Here is a 24,858-nt window from a genome sequence, read left to right as displayed (position 1 = left end):
TATAAACTTGCAAATCGACATTAACTTAAGAAAAGAGGATCATATGAATAAATTAACAACATCAAGACTTATCAAGTCTGAGGAACTGAATCACCATGGGACATTATTTGCAGGTAGACTGGCTGAATGGTTTGTAGAGGCAAGCTTTTCTGCTGCAGCCACATCTGTAAAAAATCCAGATCAAATTGTGTGTTTAAAGCTACATGGACTTACTTTTAAAAAACCGGCTAATAAAGGAGATCTGCTCCAACTTACTTCTCAAGTTGTAGCTCATGGTAAAACGAGTATCACAGTGTATTGCAAAGCAGAATCAGGTATAACGGATGAAGTCTTTGTAGACGGATTTGTGACTTTTGTCAGTGTAGATGATCAAGGAAAGAAAATGCCGCATGGTCTGAACATGACATTTGAAACACCTGATGTAAAAGAGTTAAACGAGATTGCCAAAAGCTTAAGATAAAACTAAGAGGAAATACTTGTCGTATTTCCTCTTATAAACCAACTTGTCATTAATATGTTAGCTTGATTTCTTATTTAAGATGGCATCTAAACAAACCATCTTTATTGCAATGGATGTATACATCCATCTTGTAATACCTTGGGATTCTTATACTCACATCTTGTTCTGGATAAAGCTTTAAAATGGTAATACCTCCATCTACAAGATAAGCAATAAAATTAATATAATGGTCTTTGTTCATAGGGTGATTCATCTCTATGAAGTAATCGTCTTCTATAACACTGACCTCTAACTTGTGCTCTTCATTTAGAGCTCTGTCCACCAATCTATCTAGTTTTCTACCACAGCAATATATTTCTGCATCATTTAAGCCAAACATGATGTTATTACACGTTTTACACACGTAAAAATCCAAAAGTTTCATATTACCTATATTGTATTTATTAGGTCTCAACTCTCCTAATAAGAGTTTGTTCAAATCTACTTCAAGTACTCTAGATAAATCTGTCAGCAAAGAGACATCTGGACATCCAAGTCCCCGTTCCCATTTTGAAACCGTTTTATCACTAATGCCTATCTTATCTGCAAGAGCAGCTTGAGTCAGGTGTTTTTCTTTTCTAAGTTTATAAATCAACTCACCAGTTTTTTTGCTATCCATATCCTACCTCCAAGTTTATCATATACGTAATAGCAAAAAGAAACAATAAACGTATCGTAGACTTGCTTACAAACATTTTTCTTAATTGTCAGAACTTTCTTAACATTATGTCATATATGATTAATGACCTTAAAAGCATGATATAATATGAATAAGTTAAAAGGGTTAACGTTATGGCGAGTATTATTGTACAATTAGTATTTTTGGAGGGGAAGATGAATGTTAGATTATCAAATAAAATGAGGCGTATTATTATTTTCAACTTAATTATTACTTTAATAGCTATTGCTATTCATGGTTACTTTTTATACAGAATTATTGATACCAATAATCAAATAGTCTCTGTAATGCAAGAAAGGCAAGTTATTAGAGAAACAGCCATCAGGGTACTAGAAAAAGATGGTGCCAACTTATTCTTTGGAAGAGGTATGTCAGCAATTTTTGGTATGTTTATATCACTCCTTACCTTGCTGCTTCTGTATGTCTACTCACAGACCAATGGTTTTTTCGCTGGCTTCTTTGCAGCCTTCTGTGGTATTTTCACAACCTTTATAGGTGGACTGGCCTTGTTTTATGTCCTATTCTCAGGTAAAAGCGAAAGAAGATTAGAAGAAAGACCTCTTACCTTTAAGAATAAATGGCAATCATTTATACATGAAAAAAGTATTCAAAGTTAATCCATAAGAACACTACGGTGTTCTTTTTCAATTTAAAATACCATAATCAACTTGATTATGGTATTTTACATTATTAAACTCGCTAGAATAAACTGTTGTATAAGTTGCCAACTTTTATCTTAATGGTTGTACCCTCTCCATAATCTGAGCTACATGTGACCTCACCACTTAATATATCTTGAACTGTTTTCTGTAAGATGTACATGCCCATACCGGCACCACCTTTTTTCCCCATATTGCTGGTGTAAAAAGGATCGAAAATTTTTGACAAACTTTCTTCTTCTATGCCAATGCCATTATCACTAAACTCAATATTCATCTTACCTTTATCATCTATCCAGGTCATGACATCAATGACATTTTCATCATTATCATCAGTAAATGCATATTTCAGGGCATTGTCCATTAGTTGGTTGATGACACGTTTAAATATGTTGTAAGCTGAAATATCAGGCATATCCTCTTGAACATCAATATTCATTTGACAGTGACAGTCATTTAATCGATCAGAAAACATAAGGGCAGTCTCTGTCAGTAGATGTTTAATGGAACCACTTTTTCTAATTTCATCTAGAGTGATAGACTCACTTCTAATGCTCTCAATAAACTTCTGCATCTTGTCAGAAGACCTTCTGATTAATGACAGTCTCTCTAAGTTATCTTTCATGGCACTTTGTAGTGATTTCCTGGTCATGGTGCCATTTTCCATGATTCTTTTCATATTTATAATTTCAAGCTCGATTTGCTCAGTCATAAGGCTTATATTTGAGATGGAAGTATTCAGCTTATGCGCAACACCAATCATCATCCTGTTATAACTGGCACTCTTTTCTGACTGAATCATTTTTTGATTCATCAGTCTTGTTTCCTGTATGGCTGCAACCAAAGATACATTGGACTCATCTAAAGCTTGACTATAAGCTTCAAGTTCCTTGTTTTTCTCCTTGATGATGACATTTTCTGATTCCTTAGAAGACAATTCACTGACAAGTCTAAGATTCTGTAGTTCTCCCTTGAACTTTTCAGTATTGATATTTTCACTTAAGACCTGATACAACTTAAAGTATTCTAGAGCCTCTTTAAACTTTCCTTCAGCCTCATATAAGGCACTTCTAAACTGATAGTTCTCCTTTAAAAATGAATTGCTCTTAGACTCTAAACAATATCTTAATCCATTGTTCAATGCTTCATGTGATTCTAAATACTGACCATTTAATCTTAAGGAATCACCAAGTTCATTATAGCCATTTGCCATTCTACCAATCATGTCTGTGTTCTCAAGATATGACACGCAAAGTCTCAAGTAACCGATGGCTTTAGAATATTTGCCCATTTTCTTATAGGCATAGCCAATATTATGTGAGAATCTTTGTCCTTCTTCATAATCATATTCATGAGACATATTGTATGCCATCAAATAATATTCTAGGGCTTTTTCATCATCATTTTGAAGTTCATACATATTACCATAGCCATTTAGTAGGTCAGCTTGTCGATCATACATATGATAGTTTTTAGCAAGCTTCATTGCTTTATCCATAATGATTTCAGCCTCTTCAAAGTGCTTTCCTGAAATATATTCCACACCTAAATAGTACATGGTCTTTATCATTTCTTCATAAGAATTTTGCTTTTCTAGAAGCTTGATAAGCCGCTGCATATACGTTATGTAGATAATGGCATTTGGTGTGTTAATAAGAACTTTTTCACGACCAGAAAACACATTTGTAATTGGCATGTCTGGCTTTTCTGTTTCATAAATATCCAGCAGTTCATGAGCCAGTCTCATCGCCTTATCAAACTGGCCTTCACTGATTAACTTAAGACACTCTTCATGCAGTTTAAGATAGTCACCCATAGCTTGTCCTCCATTAAATTTTATACCCAAACAAATTCCGTCTATTCAGTAGGCTAATAAGACAAGTTAACAGAAAGAATATGATTGACCTTTAAAATCAATAGGACATAAGAAAATATATTGAGATTGGTAAAATAGAAATACCATAATCAACGTTTTGATTATGGTATACCAATTATTCTATGCATTCTTTTATTCTATTGATAAAAATCTCGTGAATGGCTTTTATTTCACCAAGTCCTTCTAATATACAAGCGACTTCTTTACCTTGATCACTCAAGTCAACTTTATAAGAATCCTCATCACCAGCCATATCATTCATGGCATGATCGCCAGCAACTATCATAAGTGGCATAAGGGTAACATGTTTGTATTTTTCTAGTTTTGGCATCACATGGTCAAGTTCTGGATAGCCTTCTACATTGGAAATAAACACATCATCTCTTCTATCATTTAACTTAGCTTGTAACATGGAATAACATGCATTGGCATGATGTTCTGTGCCATGTCCCATTAATACAAAAGCCCTTTCATCTTCTTTTGACAACTTAGGTGCAATCGCGTCAATCACTTGGTCATAGTGTTCCTCTTTGCTTAAAAGTGGCATACCAATGGTTACATGGACATCTCGTCTATGATTGATGGTCTTAACTGCCTTATGTACTTTTTCATACTCAAAGCCAGGTATCACATGAAGTGGTTGGACATGAATCTCCTTTATCCCCTCATCTACCATCTTCTTAAGTGCCTGAATAGGTGTATCAATATTAAGATTGTCTCTATCCTTTAACTTTTTAATAATCATATTTGAAGTAAATGCTCTTCTAACTTCAAAATCTGGATACGCTTTAACAATTGCATCTTCAATGCTCTCAATACATCTTTTTCTTACATCAGGAAAAGATGTTCCAAAGCTAGCTACTACAATACCTTTTTTCATGATTTTCTCCCTCTTAAATGATTTTACTATTTTATTAGAATCTGCACTAGCACTTGTATGAAAATCACATATAGGCCTTCTTTTCTCCTATAAAAAAAACTAAGCAACACGCTTAGACATAAGTATAGGATATCCCTATAGTTATACCTTCCATACACCGTGGAAATACAGTATCTATAAACAGGCAGGTCTTCTGACTCAAGTCTCATAACGTTTGTAACCTTCCCGATGACTCAGTGGTATCATACAAACGCTCTTCTTTTACAGCGGCGGGACCGTGTAGGATTTTCACCTAGCTTCCCTCTTAGATCTTATTAATAAGATAACCTATTCAGCTATTCAGTTTGTAGTCAAATAAGAACTAGTTAAATTACTTAAACCTTCTTAGCTGACTTACATCTATCATTATAAACATCCTAGCCTAACAATTCAAGAATGAATCCTATAGCCTATGATTCTAAGAAAAGAAAGATTGTCATATACTAAATACTGACAATCCTTCTTAAATATCACTTACATACGTTTTAAATATTACTCGCCAACCATGCCATCACCATCTCTATCAGTCATATACTTGTATAACCAATGTGTTGAGTATATTGGCATTGTAAAACCTGCAGCCTCTGCTTCGGCAATTGTTACTCTACCATTGCCATTGGTATCTATTTTACTTATGTCTTCTTCATTAATATCTGTATTTGTATTAGTATCTATATCTGTACTTGTACTCTCTGTATTATTAATATCTTCATTTGCTACATCTGGATTTATATTGTTAAAAGCATCTACTATCTTATTTCCCATAATGGTATATGTAAACTGATAATGACTTGGTATCTGAGTTTCAGTATTTGGATAAGTAATGATCGCTTCAAAATCGCTACATCCCCCTGCATCTCTAATAACTTTTTCCATATAGGCTTGATCACCATGTCTATTTAAAGTAGAGTTTTGAGGAGTTATATTGTAAGCATTGGCTACACCACCAAGTGAATCTGCTATTACATGTCCTTCATCTAATTCAGCACTTTCGGTACCTGGTACCTTTGCCTCATCATAATAGTATCTTCCTGTAGACTTAACAGGTTCATTCTCTTCATCTTGTAAAATAATCGTATCTGCTATCACCTTAACCAACTGACCATACTCATTTGTAAAGGCATAATAGTTTCTGTCTCCAAATCCAACATCTACAACAACATTGGCTTGCCTGTAACCTGATAAGTCACCTCCGTCAACCTCAATAAGCTTATAACCTTCAAACAAATCTGTTTCACCATCTTCTTCGTTTGCAGTTACTGTTTCACCAGCTTGACTAGCGCCTTCTACTAGAATGCCAAAACCTTTTACATCATCCCAAGTTGTTTTCCAATTAAACTCAGTGACAGCAAAACGCCATGTCATTGGAAAATAGGTCACATTTTTATAAAGCAATACTGGATATGCTTCTGACCCATTATCTACTACCTTTCCATTAACCTTAATCGGAAAAGGTGCAATTTGTGCTTTAGAGCTAGATCCCAAGACATTAGATGCACCTAAGAACTTTTGCTCAAGTTGACCGGCTTTGTTTTCTACATTCAGTTCTAAGCCAGTACTTGCATCGAAAGTCAGTCGTAAGCCAATCCCCGACAGATAGTCTGATGTCATTGGAAAGTACGTTACATTATTAAATGTAATGACAGGATATTGACTGTGAGCTGTATCAATTTTTACATCATTGACAGTCACATCAAATTCAGGAATGGTCACTGTAACTTCTTCTGTCATTCCAAACGACAATGTGGATGACACCATAACAAGTGCCAAAAATAAAATTATAAATCTTTTCATGTCTCCTCCTTAGTTGTTGTATAATCCACTATTAATCATACACCAAATATTGGAGAAAGACCATATATTACAAATTGATATAAAGACAAAAAAAAGAAAGTTAACCATTAGGTTTAACTTTCTCTAAAATCTGTATTGGTGCGGATGGCGGGATTTGAACCCGCACGCCCGTATGAGCACTACCCCCTCAAGGTAGCGTGTCTGCCGTTCCACCACATCCGCAAAAGTACTTTTATATTATATGTTTTTTATGGCCATAAGTCAATATAAAAAGCTCAGAAAGTCTGAGCTATTCAACCTTTATTGGTTGGCTGTATTCATAGCCATTTAAGTCTACAGTAATGGTTTTTATAATCACGTCCTCGACGGGTTTGTTCTTACTTGCAATTTCTACACTGGCAATCTCATCAACCACATCCATGCCTTCTATAACAATGCCGAATGCAGCATACTTTAGATCTAACTGGGTAGAATCTTCATGCATGATAAAGAACTGCGAACCTGCTGAATCAGGAAACTGTGTCTTGGCCATTGATAAAATGCCTCTTACATGACTTAGATGATAGCCAACACCATCTTTTTCTGTATAAAACTCATCTGGTATTTCATAGCCTGGTCCACCACTACCATCACCATTTGGGTCACCACCCTGAATCATAAATCCTTCCCATACTCTATGAAAAGTTAAGCCATCATAAAAATTATCCTCAATCAAAGAAATAAAGTTATTGACTGTATTGGGTGCCACTTCTGGAACCAACTTCATCTTGATTGTTTTACCATCCTCCATCTCAATTGTAACCACTGGTCTACCAATATCTGATAAGGTTGATGTTTCTATGGGGCTATAAGATGTGATAGCAATTTCATCTGTTTGGCTTTCGTAGCCCATACAACTTACTAGTGATAGGGCAAGAACGAGTGCTAAACATAAGGTCATCACTTTCTTCATGTCATTCCTCCTTCGTCACCTTAGTATAACTAAAAAAAGACTTTTTTTGTTCAGAAAGTCCATATTTTAATAGCCTCTTAAGATGTTAATCACATTCAAAAGTTGTTCCTTATTTTGATACTTTATTAAGTTCTTTTTGATTAAGTCAAATCTTCTGCTATTTCTCTTTTCAGATATCCACGAGTTGTGACAAGTGATGACGACATTGTCTAAGTCCCATAAAGGATGCTCTTTAGGAAGAGGCTCTTCATAAAATACATCTAGGGCTGCAGCCTTAATTTTCTTTTCTCTTAAGACTTCAACTAAATAAGGTTCATCTACAACTTCACCACGTGCAATATTAATTAATACAGCATTTTCATCCATAGCATCTAAGATTTTCTTGCCAACTATGCCTCTAGTAGAATCCGTCAAAGGCAGAGCAACCACGACAGCTGCAGCATCTTTTACAACAGCTTCTGCTTGGCTTAAAGGATGGCATGACGAGAAGAACTCCTCACTATGACCACTTGTATTTAAGCCTACAATATCCACACCAAAACCTGCCAGTCTCTTGGCTGCTTCTTTCGATATTGTTCCAGTCCCAAAGAAGACAATCTTCTTTTGGTATATTTCTAGGATACCTGTATCAGGTTTCCATGTTTTCTTATTTTGATTTTCATACATAGCTTTAGAATGTTTGACCATCTCTAAAAGCTTCATGACAATCCATTCCCCCATGGGAATTGAGTAGCCACCTCTGTTGTTACACACTGTGATACCGATTTCTTTGACATGGTCTTTTGGCAACTGATCAAAACCAATAGACGATAGTAATATCAACTTCAAGCTTTTGTAGTCATGTAAGTCAATTTTTTCAAAAGGTTTATAACATACCAAAACCTCTACATCTTCTATATCCTTATACTCATCAATGCGCTTTTCATCGAAGTAAACAACTTCCATGCCAAGTGCTCTGAGTTCATCCATACATGCCTGACCATAATCATATGTAAATAAAACTTTCATGCTGCCTCCTAGAAAAATGACATATAAATAACTGGAATAAAGACGGCTGGTAACATATTACCAACACGTATTTTTGTAACACCAAGGGTATTAAGACCTATGGTCATAATTAGTAAGCCACCAACTGCAGACAGTTCATTGATAACAGGTGGTGTTAAGACACCTGCTGCCTGATTGGCCAAAAGTGTAATGGTTCCCTGATAGATAAAAACACTGATAGCAGATAGAGCTACACCAAAACCCATGGTAGATGCAAAGACAATAGAAAACACACCATCCAGTATAGACTTTGCAAATAGAGTGGTATGTTCACCCTTTACACCACTTTCAATAGAACCTAAAATCGCCATTGAGCCAACACAGTAGATGAGAGTTGTCATCACAAAACCTTCAGCTAAGTTATGACCTTCTTTTGCAAAGCGCTTTTGAAGGGCATCTCCTAGATTGTTAAGCCTTTTTTCAATGTTGATAAACTCACCAATCATGCTGCCAATGGCCATACTTAAGATGAGAAGTAAGATGTTTTCTACCTTTATGGCCCCCATCAAACCTACTAAAATTACTGATAAAGATATGGCCTGAGTAATGATCTCACTGTATCTTTCTGTAAACTTATTTCCAAATACTGTACCAATGCTACCACCAACAAAAATTGCGACAGCATTAACAATTGTTCCTAACATTTCATTCCCTCCATGCTATGTATTATAGCATATGCAAGACAGTCAGTGACACATATCTTACATTTTATTTTACAGCATCATATATCCTATTCAAGCCTTTTTCCAGTACCGATCTAGGAACGGCTAAATTCAGTCTGATATAACCGTCAGAGTTGTCAACAAACATGTTGCCCCCCTCTAGTAAAACACCTGCTTTTTCTGCAAAGAACTTGGTTAAATTGTCCTCATTCACATAAGGTGCTATATTCACCCAAGCCAAGTAAGTTGCCTCTGATATTTTAAAGTTTGTCTCAGGTAGCCTTTCATCTAAAAAATCTTTTAAGAATTCAAAATTACCATCTAGGTAATCAATCAGACCGTCTAGCCAGTCCTGACCTTTTTCATAGGCTGCCTTTGCACCAGCAACACTTAAAGGATTTTCGAAGGTTAAATGCCTAGCATCCCATATTTTTCTGATTTCAGGGTCTTTTATAACGACATTAGAAATGGCCATACCTGCCATATTGAAGGTTTTACTCGGTGCAAAACACGTAATAAGTCTCTTCTCATCTGGATATAGCTTGTCCATAGGAATATGCTGAAATTCCTTTCTTAGTAGATCACTATGTATTTCATCTGATATAAGGGTTACATTGTTATCAAAACATAGATCACCAAATTGTCTCAACTCCTCTTCTGTCCATACCCTACCAGTAGGGTTATGGGGATTACAGAAAATTGCCATGGTTACTTTGGGATCCTCAAGCTTTGTTTTTACATCTTCAAAATCTATTTCATATCTTCCCTCAACAGCAATCAAATCTGACTTAACAAGCTCCAAGTGATTGTAGTCAACAGCATGTTTAAAAAATGCATAGGATGGTGTCAGTATAAGTACCTTTTCATCCGCTTTGACCAAATACTCCAGCAATTCATAAAGTGCCGGTATAACGCCTGGTGATGAAACCAAATGTTCTCTTTTGAAGGTCCATCCATAACGGCGCTTAGTCCATGCATGGACTACTTTATAATAATCAGGATCAAATATTTTTGAATAGCCCAGTATACCATGATCCAGTCTTTCTCTAATTGCATCAAGAATTTCTGGTGCTATTTCAAAGTCCATATCCGCTACCCACATACGAACCAGATCTTCTTTTTTATGGCTAATCTCAATATCCTGTCCTGCAAACAAGTAATCCATATAGCCATCGGTATTCATTGCATTTGTATTTTCTCTATCAATAATCTTATCAAAATTATACATTTCGCCCTCCTAAATTTTTATTATACTCTACCACAAATGTTACGAAAAAGAAACATAAAACGAAAATAAACTCGCTATTTCTAGCGAGTCATTTCTAAGTGTTTTTCTATTTGTGCATATAAGTAAGCCATGTCCTTACTGTTATCAAGCACTACATGGGCAAATTTAAGTTTTTCCTCTAAAGACATCTGTTTGTCAATGATTGATATGGCTTGTTCTTTAGAGACATGATCTCTTTTCATGACTCTGTCAACTTGAAGGCTCTCCTCAACAGAAACCACCCACAACTCATCAACCATAGACATCAAGTTATTTTCTATTAGAAGTGGAGCATCAAATACAACAATCGGATGCTTACCTCTATAACCATCTAATTGTCTTAAAATCTCATCATGTATGATTGGATGTAAGATGCTATTAAGCTTCAGTCGCATCTTGTCATCAGAGAAAATAAGTTGACGAAGGGCCTTCCTATTAAGCCTGCCATCTGATAATATATCCTGACCGAAGACTTCAACAATTTGACTTAAGCCGGCAGAGCCTGGTTCAACCACTTGTCTAGAAACAAGATCTGCATCCACAATGGGGATACCCTTTGAAGCCAAATATTCAGATACGGTGCTCTTACCTGAGGCAATACCACCCGTTAAACCTATGATTTTACTTTGTATCATACCAGTTCTTTCCTACATTCATATCTACATCAAGCGGTACAGATAGTTCAACTGCCTGTTCCATATTGTCCTTGAGTAGTGTTTTGATTTCTTCAAGTTCATCTTCATGTGCTTCTATTAAAAGCTCATCGTGCACCTGTAAAAGCAGTTTAGATTTATAGTTGCCTTCTTTAAGGGCATTGTAAACCTTAATCATGGCAATTTTGATGATATCTGCCGCTGACCCTTGAATTGGTGTGTTCATAGCCGTTCTTTCACCAAAAGATCTTAAGTTAAAGTTTGAAGAATTGATCTCAGGAATGTTTCTCTTACGATTTAAAATAGTTGTTACATAACCATTTTCTTTACATTCTGCCACCTTTTCTTCCATATATGTCTTTACAGACTCATATTGCTTGAAATAATTTTCTATATATAGCTTGGCTTCTTTTCTAGTTATCTTTAAGTTCTCAGAAAGACCAAAGTCACTCATACCATAAACAATACCGAAGTTAACCTCTTTGGCTCTAGATCTCTGAAGTCTTGTTACCTCTTCCATAGGCACATGAAAAACAGAAGCTGCTGTAAGTGTATGAATGTCTATGTTTTCTGTAAATGCCTTCTTCAGCATCTTATCATCAGACATATGTGCCAATACTCTTAATTCAATTTGACTATAGTCAGCATCTACATACTCATAGCCTTCACTGGCAACAAATATTTTTCTAATCTTTCTTCCCTCTTCAAGCTTCATAGGGATATTTTGCATATTTGGATCCGTTGAAGATAGTCTTCCTGTCACCGCTACTGTTTGATTGAAAGAAGAATGTACCCTACCTGATACAGGATTGATGACTGCCTTTAAGCCATCTATATAAGTAGACTTTAACTTGGCATAAGTTCTGTAATCAACAATCTTTTCAACAATCTCATGTTTATCCTTAATCTTCATTAAGATATCATGACTAGTAGAATAACCTGTTTTCGTTTTCTTAAGTGGTGGGATCTCTAGTTTTTCAAATAAAATCACACCAAGTTGCTTTGGTGAGTTGATATTAAACTCCTCACCAGCTAGTTCATAAATTTCACTTGTCAAGTCACCAACTTTTTTTGTTAATAACTCGTCCATTTCATCTAGGGCCTTTTCATCTACAGCCATGCCTCTGAACTCAAGATCTGCAAGTACTTCTACAAGTGGCAACTCTACATCATAATATAAGTTCTCTAAATCAAAGTCTTTTAAAGTCTTATCATAAGATTCCTTAATGGTCTTAACTGCAAAGACTTGTTTACATGCAAAGTCTGAAAGCTCTTCTATTGATTTCGATGAAAACAATTCTGCTTTTTTCCCCTTGCCTAAGAAATCTTCCTGACTCATGATACTCTTAGCAGTTTCTTTAGTTAAGAGTTCTGACAGTTCATAAGACTTCAAACTTGGGCTGATTAAATAAGCAGCTATGAAGGTATCAAATTTAAAGCCTTCTGGTCTAATACCATATCTAAATAGCTTTAAATAAACTTGCTTAAGTTCATGACCATATTTTTCAATTTGCTTATCTTCAAAGATCGCCTTATACTCCATTATGATTTTTTCATCACAAGGTAAATAATAATATTTATTTTTTACATAAATGGCCATACCCAGCACATCATCTGTTAAGATGTTGTCTTTATCACTGATAATAGAAAGTGAAAAGGCTTTGGCATGTTTAATGATGGCTCTTAAATCTCTTCTAGTTTCCTCATTTTCTAAAACAATCGGTTCGATAACCTCTTCAATATGATCACCAGCAGTGTCCATATCTTGTGACTTGTATCTTGATAATAATCTTGTGAACTCGTATCTTGTTAATGTTTCTACCAGTGGTTCATAGTCAGGTGCTTCTAAAAGTAAGTCTTCATCCTCAAACTCAACTGGTACATGGATCATAATTGTTGCCAGTTTTTTAGATAAAAGAGCCTGCTCAGCATTTTCACGAATAAGGTTTTGCCATCTTTTATTAGAAACTTCATCTACATGCTCAATCACACCTTCTACACTGCCAAACTGGGCTAGAAGCTTCATAGCAGTTTTAGGACCGAATCCAGGAATACCTGGAATATTATCTGATGAATCACCTGCAAGTCCCTTGTAATCAATAACACCCAGTGGCTCACCACCAAACTCCTCTTTGATCATTTCAAAGGTGTATGGTAAGAACTGACCTTTTTTAGCATAGAGAATTTGAACATAGTCATCTGTTAACTGAAGGGCATCCTTATCACCTGTTACAATCTTTACATTTGTCTTTTTCGCAGAAAAATGCTTGGCCACGGTTCCGATTAAATCATCGGCCTCATAACCTTGAATCCCCATCATATGGATGTTCAGTTTCTCAAGGATCTCCTTAATGATTGGCATTTGCATCCTAAGTTCTTCTGCCATGCCTTTTCTAGTACCCTTGTAATCCTCAAATGTTTTATGTCTAAAAGTAGGTCCTTTTAAATCAAATGCAACGCTTAGATGAGTCGGTTGGTACTCATCTACAAGTTTATTCATCATGTTTAGAAAGCCTAGAACCGCATTGGTGTGGATACCATCTTTAGTCGTAAGTGGTGGTATACCATAAAAAGCACGATTCATTAAACTGTTTCCATCAATGATCATTACTAAATTACTCATATTTTCTCCCATATAGTAGTCGTGTTTACTAATACTATTCTACACGAAAACACCCCTTCCATAAACTAAAAAAAGGCTATTTTAGCCTTTTTCTTTAGTAATTATAATCTACCGATACATTCGCTGTTACTGTTAACTCACCAGCAGATACTGGTGTAGACATTTTAGCCTCAGCAGCCATCACATTGTAGTCCATTCTTACACTACCACCATAGTAGCTTGATTCAGATACTCTTGATGGTAAACCTGGTACCTTACCAAATGTAGACATAATAGCTGTAGCCTTTGACTTAGCCGATGTCATGGCTAATTTTAATGCCTCTGCATATACTTCATCTTCATTTGAAATACCAAACTGAATACTTGATACTTGGTTAGAACCAGCACCTGCAGCTGCATCGATTACATCGCCAACCTTATCAATGTCTCTGATTGTAACTTTTACATTGTTGTTAACAACATAGTACTTAACATCTGTACCGTCTTCTTTATAATCATAACGGTCATAAATGCTGTATTGGACTGTTTTGATATCATCTTCTAAAATACCTACTTTTTTAAGAGCTGCCATGACAGCTGTCATTTTCTTAGCGTTTTCTTGTTGAGCAAGACCTGCATCAGCATCTTGAGTTTCTACACCAACATTGATATAGGCAATATCAGGTTTTACAGTTACAGTACCTACACCGCTTACTGAAACCACATTCTCAGTTTCTGCAACTTCTGCTTGAACAACGCCTGTTACATTCATAGTGCCTACTAAAAGCATTGCCACCATAACAACTACTACGCTTAATGATAAAAATTTCTTCATTTTCCTACTCCTCACTAATAATCATAATTATTTGCTCATAACCCTTATATATTTCAACCTCTTCTAATGCTTTCTGATAGTCAGCAAATTCAGAGCGTTTCATATCTAACTTACTTATTTCTTCTTTATCTGAAGAACCTTCCTCTTCAAGTCGCTTGATCTCCTCTTCTAAAGTTTTGATATTTTCGTAAATCATATCAATTTCATAAGAGTAATCTAGTTGAACAATGTCTTCAATCTTCATTGATGACAGAGGCATGATTTTTTCTTCAATAAGATGCACATCTTCTGTTTTCAAATAGAAAATATACTGATTTTCTAAAATCTCTAATGACTTGTAATCTAAGGTCTCAATGATCTTTAATACGCTGTCTACATGACCGTTAATCTGATACATGTGACCTTTCTTTGTCTTTGCACTTGGCATCATTCTAAGAGTATATACATTAGATTTTGCCTGCAAATCCACATCATCTGCCATGGTAACTGTTACACTTTCTACTGTAGGCATCTCTGCGATGGCAGCTTCTGTTTCCTCAGTAGATTCCGATTCTACAGCCATATTCATCACAACACCAGCATCAGCTGATTCTGTGGCCATTTCATAAGCAACTTCGTCATTAGAGGCGCCTGCAAAATTAACAGCATCATCAGAACCCATTCTTGGCATGGCTGTATAAACCGTTATTGAAACGATTGCTACTGCTGCAATTGAACCCAGTACTTTCCATGTGTTTCTATATTTATGAATCGGTCTTACATTATCTTGACCAGCTGCCACTAGTTTTTCATGTAATGTTTCTTCAAAGTCTTGAGGTAAATCTATATCGTCTAAGCCAGCTAATAACTGCTTTAATTCAAGTGTTTCTTCATAAAGATTCTTGCAGTCTTGGCATGTCTTCATATGTTCTTCAAGTTCAGCTTGTGAATGCGTTAACTCGCCATCAACGTATTCATTGACTAATAATTCAAATTCTGTACATTTCATCTTTAAACCTCCTTTCTCATATATTGGATGGATTGATTCCGCTTATTCATGAGAATTTTCTTAAGTTCTTGTCTTCCTCTGTTGATCCTAGACTTTATGGTCCCGACAGGAACTTCTATGATGTCACTGATCTCAGAATAGGAAAATCCTTTTATATCTCGAAGAACAACAACGATTCTGTTTGTCTCACTCACTTCTTGCAATGCTTCATGGACTTCCTTTTGAGTCTCCCTTTGAGTCACTATCTCATCAGGTTTTAACCCATGGTCTTCTAAATCCATTTGCATCTGTCCATCGTCGGTTTCAATAGGCTGATCTATTGAAACAACTTTCATTTTTCTTTTTCTTAACTCATCTTTACATGTATTCATGACAATACGATAAAGCCATGTAGAAAAAGAAGAATCCATTCTAAAGCCCTTGATATTTTTATAGACTTTTATTAAGGCATCCTGGGTCATGTCTTTAGCATCTTCTTCATTCCCCATGATTCTATAGGCCACATTAAAGGCCATTTTTTGATATCCCTTGACCAATGTTTCAAAGCTTTGTATATCTCCGCTTTTGCTTTGAAGGATCAGGTTTTTTTCGTTCTCCAATCTTTTCACTCCCTTCGAAAGGTTCAACAATATGACGTAACTCATTCTAGAAAAGTTCCATTTTTTTTATTATATCGCAAAAAAAATTCTTTTTTGCATCATACTCAATTAAATATACCCGAAAATCCATTAAATTATAACCAGTCACTCAATTAATAGATCATTTTCAAGTCGCTTATAAATCATAACTAAAAATGAAAAGTCTTAATTTTATCTTAATTTTCTCTGTGTCTTTTGGATAAAGAAAATGACCTTGATACAATTTTCAATAGGAGGGATATTATGAGCGAACTAAACTTAAATGAATTTCAAGAAGAAGACGAATCATTATCATTGATTCAAAGACTGATCATGGTCTTTACAGATCCAGCGAGAGCCTTTAAAAGCATGAGACAAGATCCTAAACTACTAGGCATCTACCTGATTACAGGTTTACTTATATTTATAACTGTCTTTTTAAGTGCTTATACACCAGCTGCAAAAGAAGCCATCATCGACCAATTGCAACTTACTGGTCAAGATATTACAGATCAATCAATTAATGCACTGCTTCTATTTGGTGCTGCTATCGGTGGTGTATTTGGCATTTTAATACCACTTCTAGTTGCATTTATCTATCATATGATCGTTATGTTTATGTCTAAAACAGGCTATAAGAAGACATTGGTTATCTACTTATTTGCAAACTTAATCGCTCAAATAGGCGCGATTTTATCTTTAATCTTAGGCAGGGCTATGGGGACAACCTTTACTTTTTCACCAGCTATGTTTGTTGATATGGCATCAAATCCACTCTTATACAGCATAATGAATCTTCTCAATATATTTTCTATTTGGAGCTTGGTGGTTATGTATATCGGTTTTAAGGAAACACACGAAATGAATACAAAAGAGGCAGGTATCACTGTAGGTATTCCAGCACTTATTTTGATAATATTTACAGTCGTTACTTCTAGTATGGCACAATTATAACCCACATAGGTGGGTTATTTTTATACAATAAAAAAGTGAATGTTAACATCCACTCTAAAGAAAAAGATCAAATCTTGTTTTAAACCTGTTAAGTCTCACCTTTTTTATCAACTGGGCATATGTTGAAAATGCTTGTTGACTCCTTATTTCACTTTCTACAGATGCTGCAAAAGACTGAACCCTTTGACTGGTCCTTCTAATGGGTAGCGTCTTAGTTTGTGTGTAAGATTGAGCAGGTCTTGTTACCTGTATAGGCGCTTTTTTATTAGTCTCTTTGCTCCTGGCAACATACTGGGTCATAGAAGGTTTATTGTTATAGATTTTAATGGTCATAAAATCACCCCGAATCATACCTTCTAGTATATTTATACCCATATTTAAAAATAAAAAACGCCATAAAAATAACCATGTTAGACATGGTTAGATTCTGGTTTTATTAAAAAATAGTTTATAAGCCTTATCTTCATCAAAGCTTTCTAGTAAATTACCCTTTAAATCATGTTTTGACATGTAAGTGGCATTGCCTGTAAAAAGAACCTTGTAGTCTTTCTCTTTGATGACTTGACACTCAATCATACCGCCATCATTATACACCTCAATGGCCTTATCAAAATAATCATTTTTAATGGCATAGTCAACACTTGAAGATGTCATACCAGTACCACATGACTTGGTGATACCTACACCTCTTTCAAAGGTTTGTACATAAATTTTACCTGGTCCAATCACCCTAAGCATGTTGACGTTCATTCCTTCATCAAAGTGATTATTTGCATATTCACCAAGAACAGTTAAGTCCTCTTTGGTCATATGGTCCTCAATATGTCCTACAATATGAGGATTTGAAACAGTGTAATGTTTAAAGGAATAAGACGTATCAAAGTCTTTTAACTGTGGATGCTCAAGTGACTTAACAGGATACAGAACAATCTGAATAGCACTGATGCCATGGAATTCTTCAATATGTTTAACAGAATAAGCTGCCTTTAATGTTTCAATAACACCTTCCGAGCAATCAAACTTCTCTAAAACATATCTCGATAGGCACCTAAGGCCATTGCCACACATTTCAGGTTCAGAACCGTCAGAGTTAAATATTCTCATTTTAGCCAAGTGTATTTCAGAATCACAAACGAAAAGCATACCATCTGAGCCATCTTGACAAAGATCTTTGGTCATTTCAGACATGGCCTTATCATCGAGATCCATCCCCATAACGTCGTATAAATAAAATACATTTTCTGTACCATGCATTTTTAAGAGCATTTTAGCCTCCATTAATCTACAAATCTATAACCCACTCCCCAAACCGTCTCAATGTATCTAGGATTTGAAGAATCCTCTTCTATTTTACTTCTAATCTTTTGAATATGCACGGTGACTGTGGCAATATCACCATAGTTATCTGCACCCCATATTCTTGAAAACAATCTTTCTTTTGAAAAAGCTACATTTGGATTTTGTGCCATAAAGGCCAAAAGTTCAAATTCTTTAGTTGTAAAGATAAGTGTTTCACCCTTTAAAGTCACTTCATGTGTTGAAATATCGATGCATAAATCACCAACTTCAATGGTATGCTCTTCTACACTTTTACCTACCAAACGGTTGTACTTCATAAGATTAGACTTTACTCTTGCTACCAATTCACCTGGACTAAAAGGCTTGGTAATATAATCATCTGCACCTAAACCCAGTCCTCTGATTTTATCAACTTCTTTTAATTTGGCTGAAACCACCAGTAGAGGAATGTCCTTATGTTCTCTAATTCTTTTTATAATACTAAAACCTGATAGATTTGGCAACATCAAATCAACAATTACCAATGAATAGGTATTTTCTAAAGCCTTGTCCAAGCCTATTTGTCCATCATGTACCACATCTACTTCAAATCCATTTGATTCTAAATAATCTTTCTCTAATTCTGCAATATTCGTTTCATCTTCAATAATTAAAATTTTAGCCACGTTTTTCCTCCTTCTTTGAAATAGTAAAGTAAACAATGGTGCCTTCGCCAACCTCTGAAGTCGCCCAAATACGACCTCCATGAGCCAGTACAATCTGCTTTGAAATTGATAAGCCCAGTCCACTTGATCCTACTTCTGTATTTCTTGATGGGTCACCCTTATAGAATCTATCAAATATAAAATCTACCTTATCTTTAGGTATACCCACACCATTGTCAGATATTCTGATAACAACCTCATCACGTTCTTCATAAACCACGATTTCAATTGCCTTGTTTTCCTTGTTTAGATGCTTCATGGCATTACCAATGATGTTGTTAAAAACTCTTCTTAACTGTTTGGCATCTATGCCAAGCATCATATTTTCAGTAGCCTGATACCTCGAAACCAACTCGATTTGGTTTTCTTGAAGTTCGATACCATACTCTTCAAATAAAGTTTCCATGTATATTTGGAAATTCATCTTATCAAACTTAAAGGCCACCTTATTGACATCTAACTTAGAGAACAAGATCAAGTCATTTACAAGCCTGTTCATATCTAAGGACTTTTTATAAATGATTTGCATGTATCTTTCTCTCTTAGCTGGTGTATCGGCGATACCGTCATATATACCTTCCACATAACCAATAATTGATGCAATTGGTGTTTTCAGATCGTGGGAAATGTTACTGATTAAATCTTTTCTGTTTTCTTCATATTGCTGAGCCATCATCTTGTTTTCTTTAAGTTGCTGACGCATCTTCTCAAAGTCTCTAAAAGTGTCTTTCAACTCCCTGTTATAATGCATCTCAGGTACCACAGGTTCATCTAAATTACCTGCACGAATATTGTTGGTTGCCACTTTAAGTTTTTCCAGTGGATCTACCATATTTCTATAGATTCTCTTCATAATGGAATGTGAGAATCCAGATCTAAAGATGGTTGCAATTAAGAAAATAGTTGCAATAAATACTAAGAATGATTTTCTAAATATCATGCTGTCTGTTTTAGGTAACAAGAAGTAGATATTATAACCACTCTCAGGTATGGCATGTTTTTCTATGACATACTCTTGTCGATACATGTCCAGTCCAAATACCAAATCTTTTCTTAACATAGATTCATCTAAACCATTGGATGCGTAGATCAGTCTTTCATTTTTGGTTAAGAACATTTTCATATCATGTTCTTGAAGACGCATATCCATTCGTACATAATATTCAAGGTCTTGTAAGTCCTGATAGTCGCAATTAAGTAAAGTTGCAAGTTCTAATGATACAATGGCCGTCTTTTGTGTAAACTGGTCATTGGTCCTATCGTCCTGGGGCTTTAAAACCTGATAATCAAACAAGAGAATAATGGATGCCAAAACACTGATGGAAACAAAAATAGAGAAGATAACCATAAAGCTGTTGTATCTTCTATACTTTTCCTGGAGTGTTTTTCTTTCATTTAATTCCCTTTGTAATTCGTCATTAAAATAATTTTTTAAGTCTCTGTTAGACATAGAAATCCTCCGTTAACGCCATTATAGCATTATATTCTTTAAAAAGTATAAAAAAAATAAAAAGATACCCAAAAAGTATCTTCTTATATAATGTCAAAATCTTTATGATCTATAAAGCCAATTTCCTGACTTTCTAGATGAGAAACTCTAGAAAATGGCGATCCTTTGTACAAACTTTCAATGAAGGTTTGAATAGCATTCATGTCGCCACTGGCATAGACCTCCACAGTCCCATCTGAGAGGTTTCTTACAGTCCCTTTTATACCAATTTCATCTGCATACAGCTTGGTGTAATAACGGTAACCTACACCCTGTACTTTACCATGTACTATGATTTTTAATGTTTTCATCATTCTTCTGCTTTCTCGTTTAAATATGCCCATCGGTCATACTTTTCTTGAAGCTCTGACTCTAAGTCTTCCTTTTCTTTCATGAGATTCTGTAGCTTAACAAAATCACTGCCTGACGTTTCCATCTCTTCTTCAACAGACATAATCTTAGTCTCTAGATTTTCAATGACCTCATCAATAGATTCTAATTCCAGCTTTTCACTGTAGGTCAGTTTCTTTTTATTAGCCGTTTTCTTGACTTCTTTAACCTCAACCTTGTCTTCTACTTCCTTTACAAATCGGTGTTTATTTTCTGTATAAGTTGTATAGTTACCTGGATGAACTTCTACATCACCTTGTCCCTTAAACACAAAAAGTTTTTCACTGATTTTATCTAAGAAATATCTATCATGGGATACTGCAATAACAGCTCCAGGAAAGACATCGATGTAGTCTTCCAGTATAGACAGTGTTTTGATATCTAAATCATTGGTCGGCTCATCTAATAAAAGAATATTCGGTGACTCCATTAAGATTTTCAAAAGATAGAGACGTCTTCTTTCACCACCTGACAGCTTTGAAATTAAAGCGTACTGCTTGACGCTGTCAAATAAAAAGGTCTCCAACATTTGACTGGCAGATAATGTTTCACCACCACTTGTGTGAACATATTCGGCCGTATCCTTGATATAATCAATGACTCTAATGTCTTCATTGAAGATGAGATTTTCCTGCTTGTAGTAACCTATTTTAACCGTCACACCAGTATCTACACTACCTGTATCAGGAAGTAAGTCACCAGAAACAAGCTTTAAAAAAGTCGACTTGCCAATACCATTAGGACCAATGATGCCAATACGGTCATTTCTTAAGAGGGTATACTCAAAGTCCTTGATTAAAGGCATGTCAAAAGACTTTGAAATATCCTTCATTTCAATAATCTTCTTACCCATTCTTGTTGTCGCAACATCAATGTTCATTTCAGCTTCTGATTCTGTCTTTACAGCATTCTTTAAATCATCAAACCTGTTAACCCTAAACTTCTGTTTGGTTGTTCTGGCTCTACAGCCTCTTTTTATCCATTCAAGTTCTGTATTGTAAAGGGCTTTTAGCTTTCTTTGACGAGCATTCTCGTCTATCATCTGTTGGGCCTTGTCATCTAGGTATTTAGAATAATTGCCTTGATAAACATGAAGACTGCCCTTCTCTATTTCAAATATCTTGTCTGTTACACGGTCTAAGAAATATCTATCATGGGTAATCATTAAAAGAGCACCCTTACGCTTTTTAAGCATTTCTTCTAACCACTCAATAATGTCATTATCAATGTGGTTGGTAGGCTCATCTAAGATCAGTAAATCTGATTCATGAATCAAAGCTTCTGCTATGGCCACACGCCTTTTCTGACCACCTGATAGGATAGACATTTTGGCATGTATATTTGGTATGCCAAGCTTTTTTAGTATACCTTTGACTTCTGATTCTATGGACCAGACATTTTCCCTATCCATCTTGTCCATAATAGTCTGATATTCTTTTGAAACATCTTCAGAATGATTGAGTTTCTCTAAGATGGTTTCATAGTCTCTTAAAATCTTTATTTTTTCGTGGTTGCCCTTTAAAACATTATCAAGTACCGATGAATCTTCATCATATATAGGATTTTGTGGCAAATATTTTACCACTAAGTTTCTTCTCATGGTGATTTTTCCTTGGTCCAGCTCTTCTTGGCCAATGAGACATTTAAGAAGCGTCGACTTCCCCGTCCCATTAACACCAATTAGACCGATTCTATCACCTTCATGTATACCAAAAGTTATATCTTCAAATAAGTATTGTTCTGTGTATCGTTTTGACAAATGTTCTGCCGTTAAAATGTTCATAATTACCTTCTTTCCTACTTATTTTAATGGATATCACCTCATATAACAAGAAAAATCCTCTCATAAAGAGAGGACTGTTTTTAATAGTCATAAAGAACATAAGCCTTCTTATCATTCAGGTAAGGCTTAAAATTTACTTTTGATGCCAGATGATCTACAAAGGTCTTTTCATGAATCAAAAGTTCATTGTATAGGGCCTGTGAAATATCCAAGTCTCCTGATTCAAATTCTCTACAGGCCTTGTTGGTATCAAGGACTCTCATAAAACGTTGACTATTTTTATAGTTAGCCTCAACAAAGGTGGGCATAACAGCAATCTGACTGACATAAGGTTTATTTGAACCTTTTCTTGTGAACTCAAAGTCTATGTACATACCAATTTGCTTTGGATAAGTTCTTTGTCCAGATACAAAGTTGCCTTGAGAATAAATAATGAACTTATCTTTTTCAAGACCTGATTCATCTATCATCCGTTTATGATCAAAGGGTTGAAGGACATGGGGATGGGTCCCCAGTATAATATCTGCCCCAGCATAAAACAAGGCCTGAGCTAAATCCCTTTGATGGTGATTTTCATTCAAATGATATTCAAGGCCCCAGTGATTGGCCACCATAATAAAGTCTACACCTAGTGCTTTAGCTCTTTTAATATCACTGATGATCAAATCCTTTTCCATCATGTTGATTGAGTCAGGCTTTTCACTTGGAATAGGCCAGCCATTTGTTGAATATGAGTAGGACAGTAAAGCAAATGATATGCCGTCTTTTTCAAAAGTCAGAATATCTCTTTCATCACTAGCATAGGTCCCAGTATGTAAAAGGCCAATTTGATCTAAAGTTTCAATGGTTCTTTGAATCCCTTGAAAGCCTCTATCCAGCGAATGATTATTGGCGGTCGTCACAATATCAAAGCCAGCTTTTTTTATTGATTCACCCAGCTGGTCTGGCGCATTAAAGATCATATTCTTGCCACTGTATCTTCTATCCTCACCTGCAAAGACCGTTTCAAGATTGGCGATAGCAAAATCTCTTTCTGAAATAACTTCAGCGATTTCGCTAAACTGAGGATAAAAGTCATAACCATCATCTGTTCTTGCTGCTTCAAATTGAATGGTGTGGGCCATAATGTCCCCAACTGAAAGTACACTCACCTTGTACTCGTATTCTTTCTTCATGGTGTCATCAAAAGCATGGTAAGTCTCTGACTTAAAATCATATACTGTTGGGCCTACAAAAGGCCTTTCTAGGAGTCTTGCCTCCCTATAGTCTTCTCTCTCAGCTGTTACAAAAAAAGTCAAACCTATTAGAGCAAAAGCTATGACAATTACCAGGATCTTTCTCATACCTCATAGGCCTCCATAATAATTCTAAGCACAGTATTGGCTTGATGAGACGCAGCAAGACTTGCTCTAGGAGCCATTAAACCAGAACCTGGTTTTGCTTCTGATACATCATCACCTACCAAGTAAAACTTATCTGTAATTCTTTTTGTCACAATGGTATTGTTTGAAAAATAACCTGCAAGGCCAGAAGCAGCAACCATGTACTTATCAGGAAAGCTTGATAAGACCTCATTAATAAGCATGGCCTTATTTTCTGCTCCATCAAAAGCCTCTACAACAATATCCACATCTTTAAACAATGATTTAACATTTTCCGCTTTAACATAACAATCCACGACCTCAACCTCAATAAAAGGATTAACGTCTTTTAGAATCATCTCTATAGCTTCTGTTTTCTTCATGCCCAGGTGGTGTATGAAATACTGTTGTCTGTTGAGATTACTAGGTTCTACAACATCAAAATCAATCAACTTCAAATAACCTACACCAATTCTTGCAAGCATAATGGCTATGTTAGAACCAAGGCCTCCCAAGCCAGCAATGGCAACTCTAGATGATTTGACTTTTTCATGAACGCCTGGTGTATGTCTTGATACCAAGGCTTCTTCAAATGATTCTTTGGAAGGCAATACACCTCTAGTAATAAAGAAAAGATGGTCTCCTTCTTTCAATTCTAAATCCTCCTTAACAGGAAAACCATTATAAATCATAATATCTGCTTGAGGATAATATGCCTCTTTTATTTCAAATAAAGAGGTCTTATTTATTTCAACTGCTTTTTCATTTACATATATTTTCATGATTCACCTCAAAATAAATATACCATACTATTTAAAAACTGTCTTTA

Annotated in this window: 24 protein-coding genes, 1 tRNA gene and 1 riboswitch; of the genes, 3 read left to right on the top strand and 22 right to left on the bottom strand. The window is 35.5% G+C overall.

Annotation, left to right across the window (positions count from 1 at the left end):
- Positions 1–43: 43 nt before the first annotated feature.
- Positions 44–460 carry an acyl-CoA thioesterase gene (locus EZV73_RS18055; protein WP_240841797.1) on the top strand — a complete coding sequence of 139 codons (417 nt, stop codon included), beginning with the start codon at positions 44–46 and terminating at the stop codon, positions 458–460.
- Between the two features lie 70 nt (positions 461–530).
- Here EZV73_RS18055 and EZV73_RS18050 read toward each other — a convergent pair whose 3' ends face one another.
- Positions 531–1,118, bottom strand: a complete 588-nt coding sequence (locus EZV73_RS18050; protein ID WP_240841796.1) for a helix-turn-helix domain-containing protein — start codon at positions 1,116–1,118, stop codon at positions 531–533.
- Positions 1,119–1,333: 215 nt separating this feature from the next.
- On the opposite strand from EZV73_RS18050, the gene EZV73_RS18045 reads away from it, so the two are divergent.
- A complete protein-coding gene (locus EZV73_RS18045) occupies positions 1,334–1,795 on the top strand; it encodes a hypothetical protein (protein WP_240841795.1) in 462 nt (153 codons plus the stop codon).
- Between the two features lie 82 nt (positions 1,796–1,877).
- Here the strand turns inward: EZV73_RS18045 and EZV73_RS18040 are convergent, their stop codons facing one another.
- The 13 genes from EZV73_RS18040 to EZV73_RS17980 form a co-directional block, all read right to left on the bottom strand.
- Positions 1,878–3,653, bottom strand: a complete 1,776-nt coding sequence (locus EZV73_RS18040; protein WP_240841794.1) for a tetratricopeptide repeat-containing sensor histidine kinase — start codon at positions 3,651–3,653, stop codon at positions 1,878–1,880.
- A gap of 175 nt (positions 3,654–3,828) precedes the next feature.
- On the bottom strand, positions 3,829–4,593 hold the full coding sequence (locus EZV73_RS18035) for a sirohydrochlorin cobaltochelatase (protein ID WP_240841793.1): 765 nt from the start codon (positions 4,591–4,593) through the stop codon (positions 3,829–3,831).
- Between the two features lie 165 nt (positions 4,594–4,758).
- Positions 4,759–4,939, bottom strand: a riboswitch (cobalamin riboswitch).
- A gap of 185 nt (positions 4,940–5,124) precedes the next feature.
- Entirely contained in the window at positions 5,125–6,426 is a 1,302-nt protein-coding gene (locus tag EZV73_RS18030; protein ID WP_240841792.1) for a DNA/RNA non-specific endonuclease, read from the bottom strand.
- A gap of 136 nt (positions 6,427–6,562) precedes the next feature.
- A tRNA-Leu gene (locus EZV73_RS18025) sits at positions 6,563–6,648 on the bottom strand.
- Positions 6,649–6,715: 67 nt separating this feature from the next.
- Positions 6,716–7,243, bottom strand: coding sequence for a peptidylprolyl isomerase (locus EZV73_RS18020; protein ID WP_334303302.1), 528 nt, complete (start codon positions 7,241–7,243; stop codon positions 6,716–6,718).
- A gap of 201 nt (positions 7,244–7,444) precedes the next feature.
- Positions 7,445–8,386: an NAD(P)-dependent oxidoreductase gene (locus tag EZV73_RS18015; protein WP_240841791.1), complete on the bottom strand. Its 942-nt coding sequence runs from the start codon at positions 8,384–8,386 to the stop codon at positions 7,445–7,447.
- Positions 8,387–8,394: 8 nt separating this feature from the next.
- Positions 8,395–9,069 (bottom strand): DUF554 domain-containing protein, encoded by a 675-nt coding sequence (locus tag EZV73_RS18010; protein ID WP_240841790.1) that lies wholly within the window; start codon positions 9,067–9,069, stop codon positions 8,395–8,397.
- Between the two features lie 64 nt (positions 9,070–9,133).
- Entirely contained in the window at positions 9,134–10,315 is a 1,182-nt protein-coding gene (locus EZV73_RS18005; RefSeq protein WP_240841789.1) for a MalY/PatB family protein, read from the bottom strand.
- An 80-nt stretch (positions 10,316–10,395) separates the two neighbouring features.
- Complete coding sequence (gene coaE / locus EZV73_RS18000) at positions 10,396–10,989, bottom strand: dephospho-CoA kinase (RefSeq protein ID WP_240841788.1); 594 nt, start codon at positions 10,987–10,989, stop codon at positions 10,396–10,398.
- Positions 10,976–13,630 (bottom strand): DNA polymerase I, encoded by a 2,655-nt coding sequence (polA, locus tag EZV73_RS17995; RefSeq protein ID WP_240841787.1) that lies wholly within the window; start codon positions 13,628–13,630, stop codon positions 10,976–10,978. The genes coaE and polA overlap by 14 nt, the downstream gene beginning before the upstream one ends.
- Before the next feature lie 94 nt (positions 13,631–13,724).
- Positions 13,725–14,444: an SIMPL domain-containing protein gene (locus tag EZV73_RS17990; RefSeq protein ID WP_240841786.1), complete on the bottom strand. Its 720-nt coding sequence runs from the start codon at positions 14,442–14,444 to the stop codon at positions 13,725–13,727.
- Between the two features lie 4 nt (positions 14,445–14,448).
- On the bottom strand, positions 14,449–15,432 hold the full coding sequence (locus tag EZV73_RS17985; protein ID WP_240841785.1) for an anti-sigma factor: 984 nt from the start codon (positions 15,430–15,432) through the stop codon (positions 14,449–14,451).
- Between the two features lie 2 nt (positions 15,433–15,434).
- Positions 15,435–16,031 (bottom strand): RNA polymerase sigma factor, encoded by a 597-nt coding sequence (locus EZV73_RS17980; protein ID WP_240841784.1) that lies wholly within the window; start codon positions 16,029–16,031, stop codon positions 15,435–15,437.
- Positions 16,032–16,313: 282 nt separating this feature from the next.
- On the opposite strand from EZV73_RS17980, the gene EZV73_RS17975 reads away from it, so the two are divergent.
- On the top strand, positions 16,314–17,003 hold the full coding sequence (locus EZV73_RS17975) for a Yip1 family protein (RefSeq protein WP_240841783.1): 690 nt from the start codon (positions 16,314–16,316) through the stop codon (positions 17,001–17,003).
- A 54-nt stretch (positions 17,004–17,057) separates the two neighbouring features.
- On the opposite strand, the gene EZV73_RS17970 is transcribed toward EZV73_RS17975, so the two are convergent.
- The 8 genes from EZV73_RS17970 to thiF form a co-directional block, all read right to left on the bottom strand.
- Positions 17,058–17,336, bottom strand: a complete 279-nt coding sequence (locus EZV73_RS17970) for a hypothetical protein (protein ID WP_240841782.1) — start codon at positions 17,334–17,336, stop codon at positions 17,058–17,060.
- A gap of 87 nt (positions 17,337–17,423) precedes the next feature.
- Positions 17,424–18,269, bottom strand: coding sequence for a diaminopimelate epimerase (gene dapF, locus EZV73_RS17965; RefSeq protein ID WP_240841781.1), 846 nt, complete (start codon positions 18,267–18,269; stop codon positions 17,424–17,426).
- 11 nt (positions 18,270–18,280) lie between these two features.
- Entirely contained in the window at positions 18,281–18,967 is a 687-nt protein-coding gene (locus EZV73_RS17960; protein ID WP_240841780.1) for a response regulator, read from the bottom strand.
- On the bottom strand, positions 18,960–20,456 hold the full coding sequence (locus EZV73_RS28905; protein ID WP_240841779.1) for a cell wall metabolism sensor histidine kinase WalK: 1,497 nt from the start codon (positions 20,454–20,456) through the stop codon (positions 18,960–18,962). Before EZV73_RS28905 ends, EZV73_RS17960 begins: the two co-directional genes overlap by 8 nt.
- Positions 20,457–20,539: 83 nt before the next feature.
- Entirely contained in the window at positions 20,540–20,806 is a 267-nt protein-coding gene (locus EZV73_RS17950; protein ID WP_240841778.1) for an acylphosphatase, read from the bottom strand.
- Positions 20,806–22,668, bottom strand: a complete 1,863-nt coding sequence (locus EZV73_RS17945) for an ABC-F family ATP-binding cassette domain-containing protein (protein ID WP_240841777.1) — start codon at positions 22,666–22,668, stop codon at positions 20,806–20,808. Before EZV73_RS17945 ends, EZV73_RS17950 begins: the two co-directional genes overlap by 1 nt.
- Before the next feature lie 80 nt (positions 22,669–22,748).
- Positions 22,749–24,011, bottom strand: a complete 1,263-nt coding sequence (locus EZV73_RS17940) for a CapA family protein (protein WP_240841776.1) — start codon at positions 24,009–24,011, stop codon at positions 22,749–22,751.
- On the bottom strand, positions 24,008–24,811 hold the full coding sequence (gene thiF / locus EZV73_RS17935; protein ID WP_240841775.1) for a sulfur carrier protein ThiS adenylyltransferase ThiF: 804 nt from the start codon (positions 24,809–24,811) through the stop codon (positions 24,008–24,010). Before thiF ends, EZV73_RS17940 begins: the two co-directional genes overlap by 4 nt.
- Positions 24,812–24,858: the final 47 nt, after the last annotated feature.

The sequence above is a fragment of the Acidaminobacter sp. JC074 genome, assembly GCF_022496765.1.
In the GTDB taxonomy this organism is placed as follows: domain Bacteria; phylum Bacillota; class Clostridia; order Peptostreptococcales; family Acidaminobacteraceae; genus JABXKX01.
The sequence above is the reverse complement of the archived record's forward strand: the minus strand, read 5'-3'. Positions and strand labels throughout refer to the sequence as shown.

Coding starts and splice junctions, on each gene's coding strand:
- EZV73_RS18055 (WP_240841797.1), top strand. CDS start 44: ATGAATAAATTAACAACATCAAGACTTATCAAGTCTGAGGAACTGAAT.
- EZV73_RS18050 (WP_240841796.1), bottom strand. CDS start 1,118: ATGGATAGCAAAAAAACTGGTGAGTTGATTTATAAACTTAGAAAAGAA.
- EZV73_RS18045 (WP_240841795.1), top strand. CDS start 1,334: ATGAATGTTAGATTATCAAATAAAATGAGGCGTATTATTATTTTCAAC.
- EZV73_RS18040 (WP_240841794.1), bottom strand. CDS start 3,653: ATGGGTGACTATCTTAAACTGCATGAAGAGTGTCTTAAGTTAATCAGT.
- EZV73_RS18035 (WP_240841793.1), bottom strand. CDS start 4,593: ATGAAAAAAGGTATTGTAGTAGCTAGCTTTGGAACATCTTTTCCTGAT.
- EZV73_RS18030 (WP_240841792.1), bottom strand. CDS start 6,426: ATGAAAAGATTTATAATTTTATTTTTGGCACTTGTTATGGTGTCATCC.
- EZV73_RS18015 (WP_240841791.1), bottom strand. CDS start 8,386: ATGAAAGTTTTATTTACATATGATTATGGTCAGGCATGTATGGATGAA.
- EZV73_RS18010 (WP_240841790.1), bottom strand. CDS start 9,069: ATGTTAGGAACAATTGTTAATGCTGTCGCAATTTTTGTTGGTGGTAGC.
- EZV73_RS18005 (WP_240841789.1), bottom strand. CDS start 10,315: ATGTATAATTTTGATAAGATTATTGATAGAGAAAATACAAATGCAATG.
- coaE (WP_240841788.1), bottom strand. CDS start 10,989: ATGATACAAAGTAAAATCATAGGTTTAACGGGTGGTATTGCCTCAGGT.
- polA (WP_240841787.1), bottom strand. CDS start 13,630: ATGAGTAATTTAGTAATGATCATTGATGGAAACAGTTTAATGAATCGT.
- EZV73_RS17990 (WP_240841786.1), bottom strand. CDS start 14,444: ATGAAGAAATTTTTATCATTAAGCGTAGTAGTTGTTATGGTGGCAATG.
- EZV73_RS17985 (WP_240841785.1), bottom strand. CDS start 15,432: ATGAAATGTACAGAATTTGAATTATTAGTCAATGAATACGTTGATGGC.
- EZV73_RS17975 (WP_240841783.1), top strand. CDS start 16,314: ATGAGCGAACTAAACTTAAATGAATTTCAAGAAGAAGACGAATCATTA.
- EZV73_RS17970 (WP_240841782.1), bottom strand. CDS start 17,336: ATGACCATTAAAATCTATAACAATAAACCTTCTATGACCCAGTATGTT.
- dapF (WP_240841781.1), bottom strand. CDS start 18,269: ATGCTCTTAAAAATGCATGGTACAGAAAATGTATTTTATTTATACGAC.
- EZV73_RS28905 (WP_240841779.1), bottom strand. CDS start 20,456: ATGTCTAACAGAGACTTAAAAAATTATTTTAATGACGAATTACAAAGG.
- EZV73_RS17950 (WP_240841778.1), bottom strand. CDS start 20,806: ATGAAAACATTAAAAATCATAGTACATGGTAAAGTACAGGGTGTAGGT.
- EZV73_RS17945 (WP_240841777.1), bottom strand. CDS start 22,668: ATGAACATTTTAACGGCAGAACATTTGTCAAAACGATACACAGAACAA.
- EZV73_RS17940 (WP_240841776.1), bottom strand. CDS start 24,011: ATGAGAAAGATCCTGGTAATTGTCATAGCTTTTGCTCTAATAGGTTTG.
- thiF (WP_240841775.1), bottom strand. CDS start 24,811: ATGAAAATATATGTAAATGAAAAAGCAGTTGAAATAAATAAGACCTCT.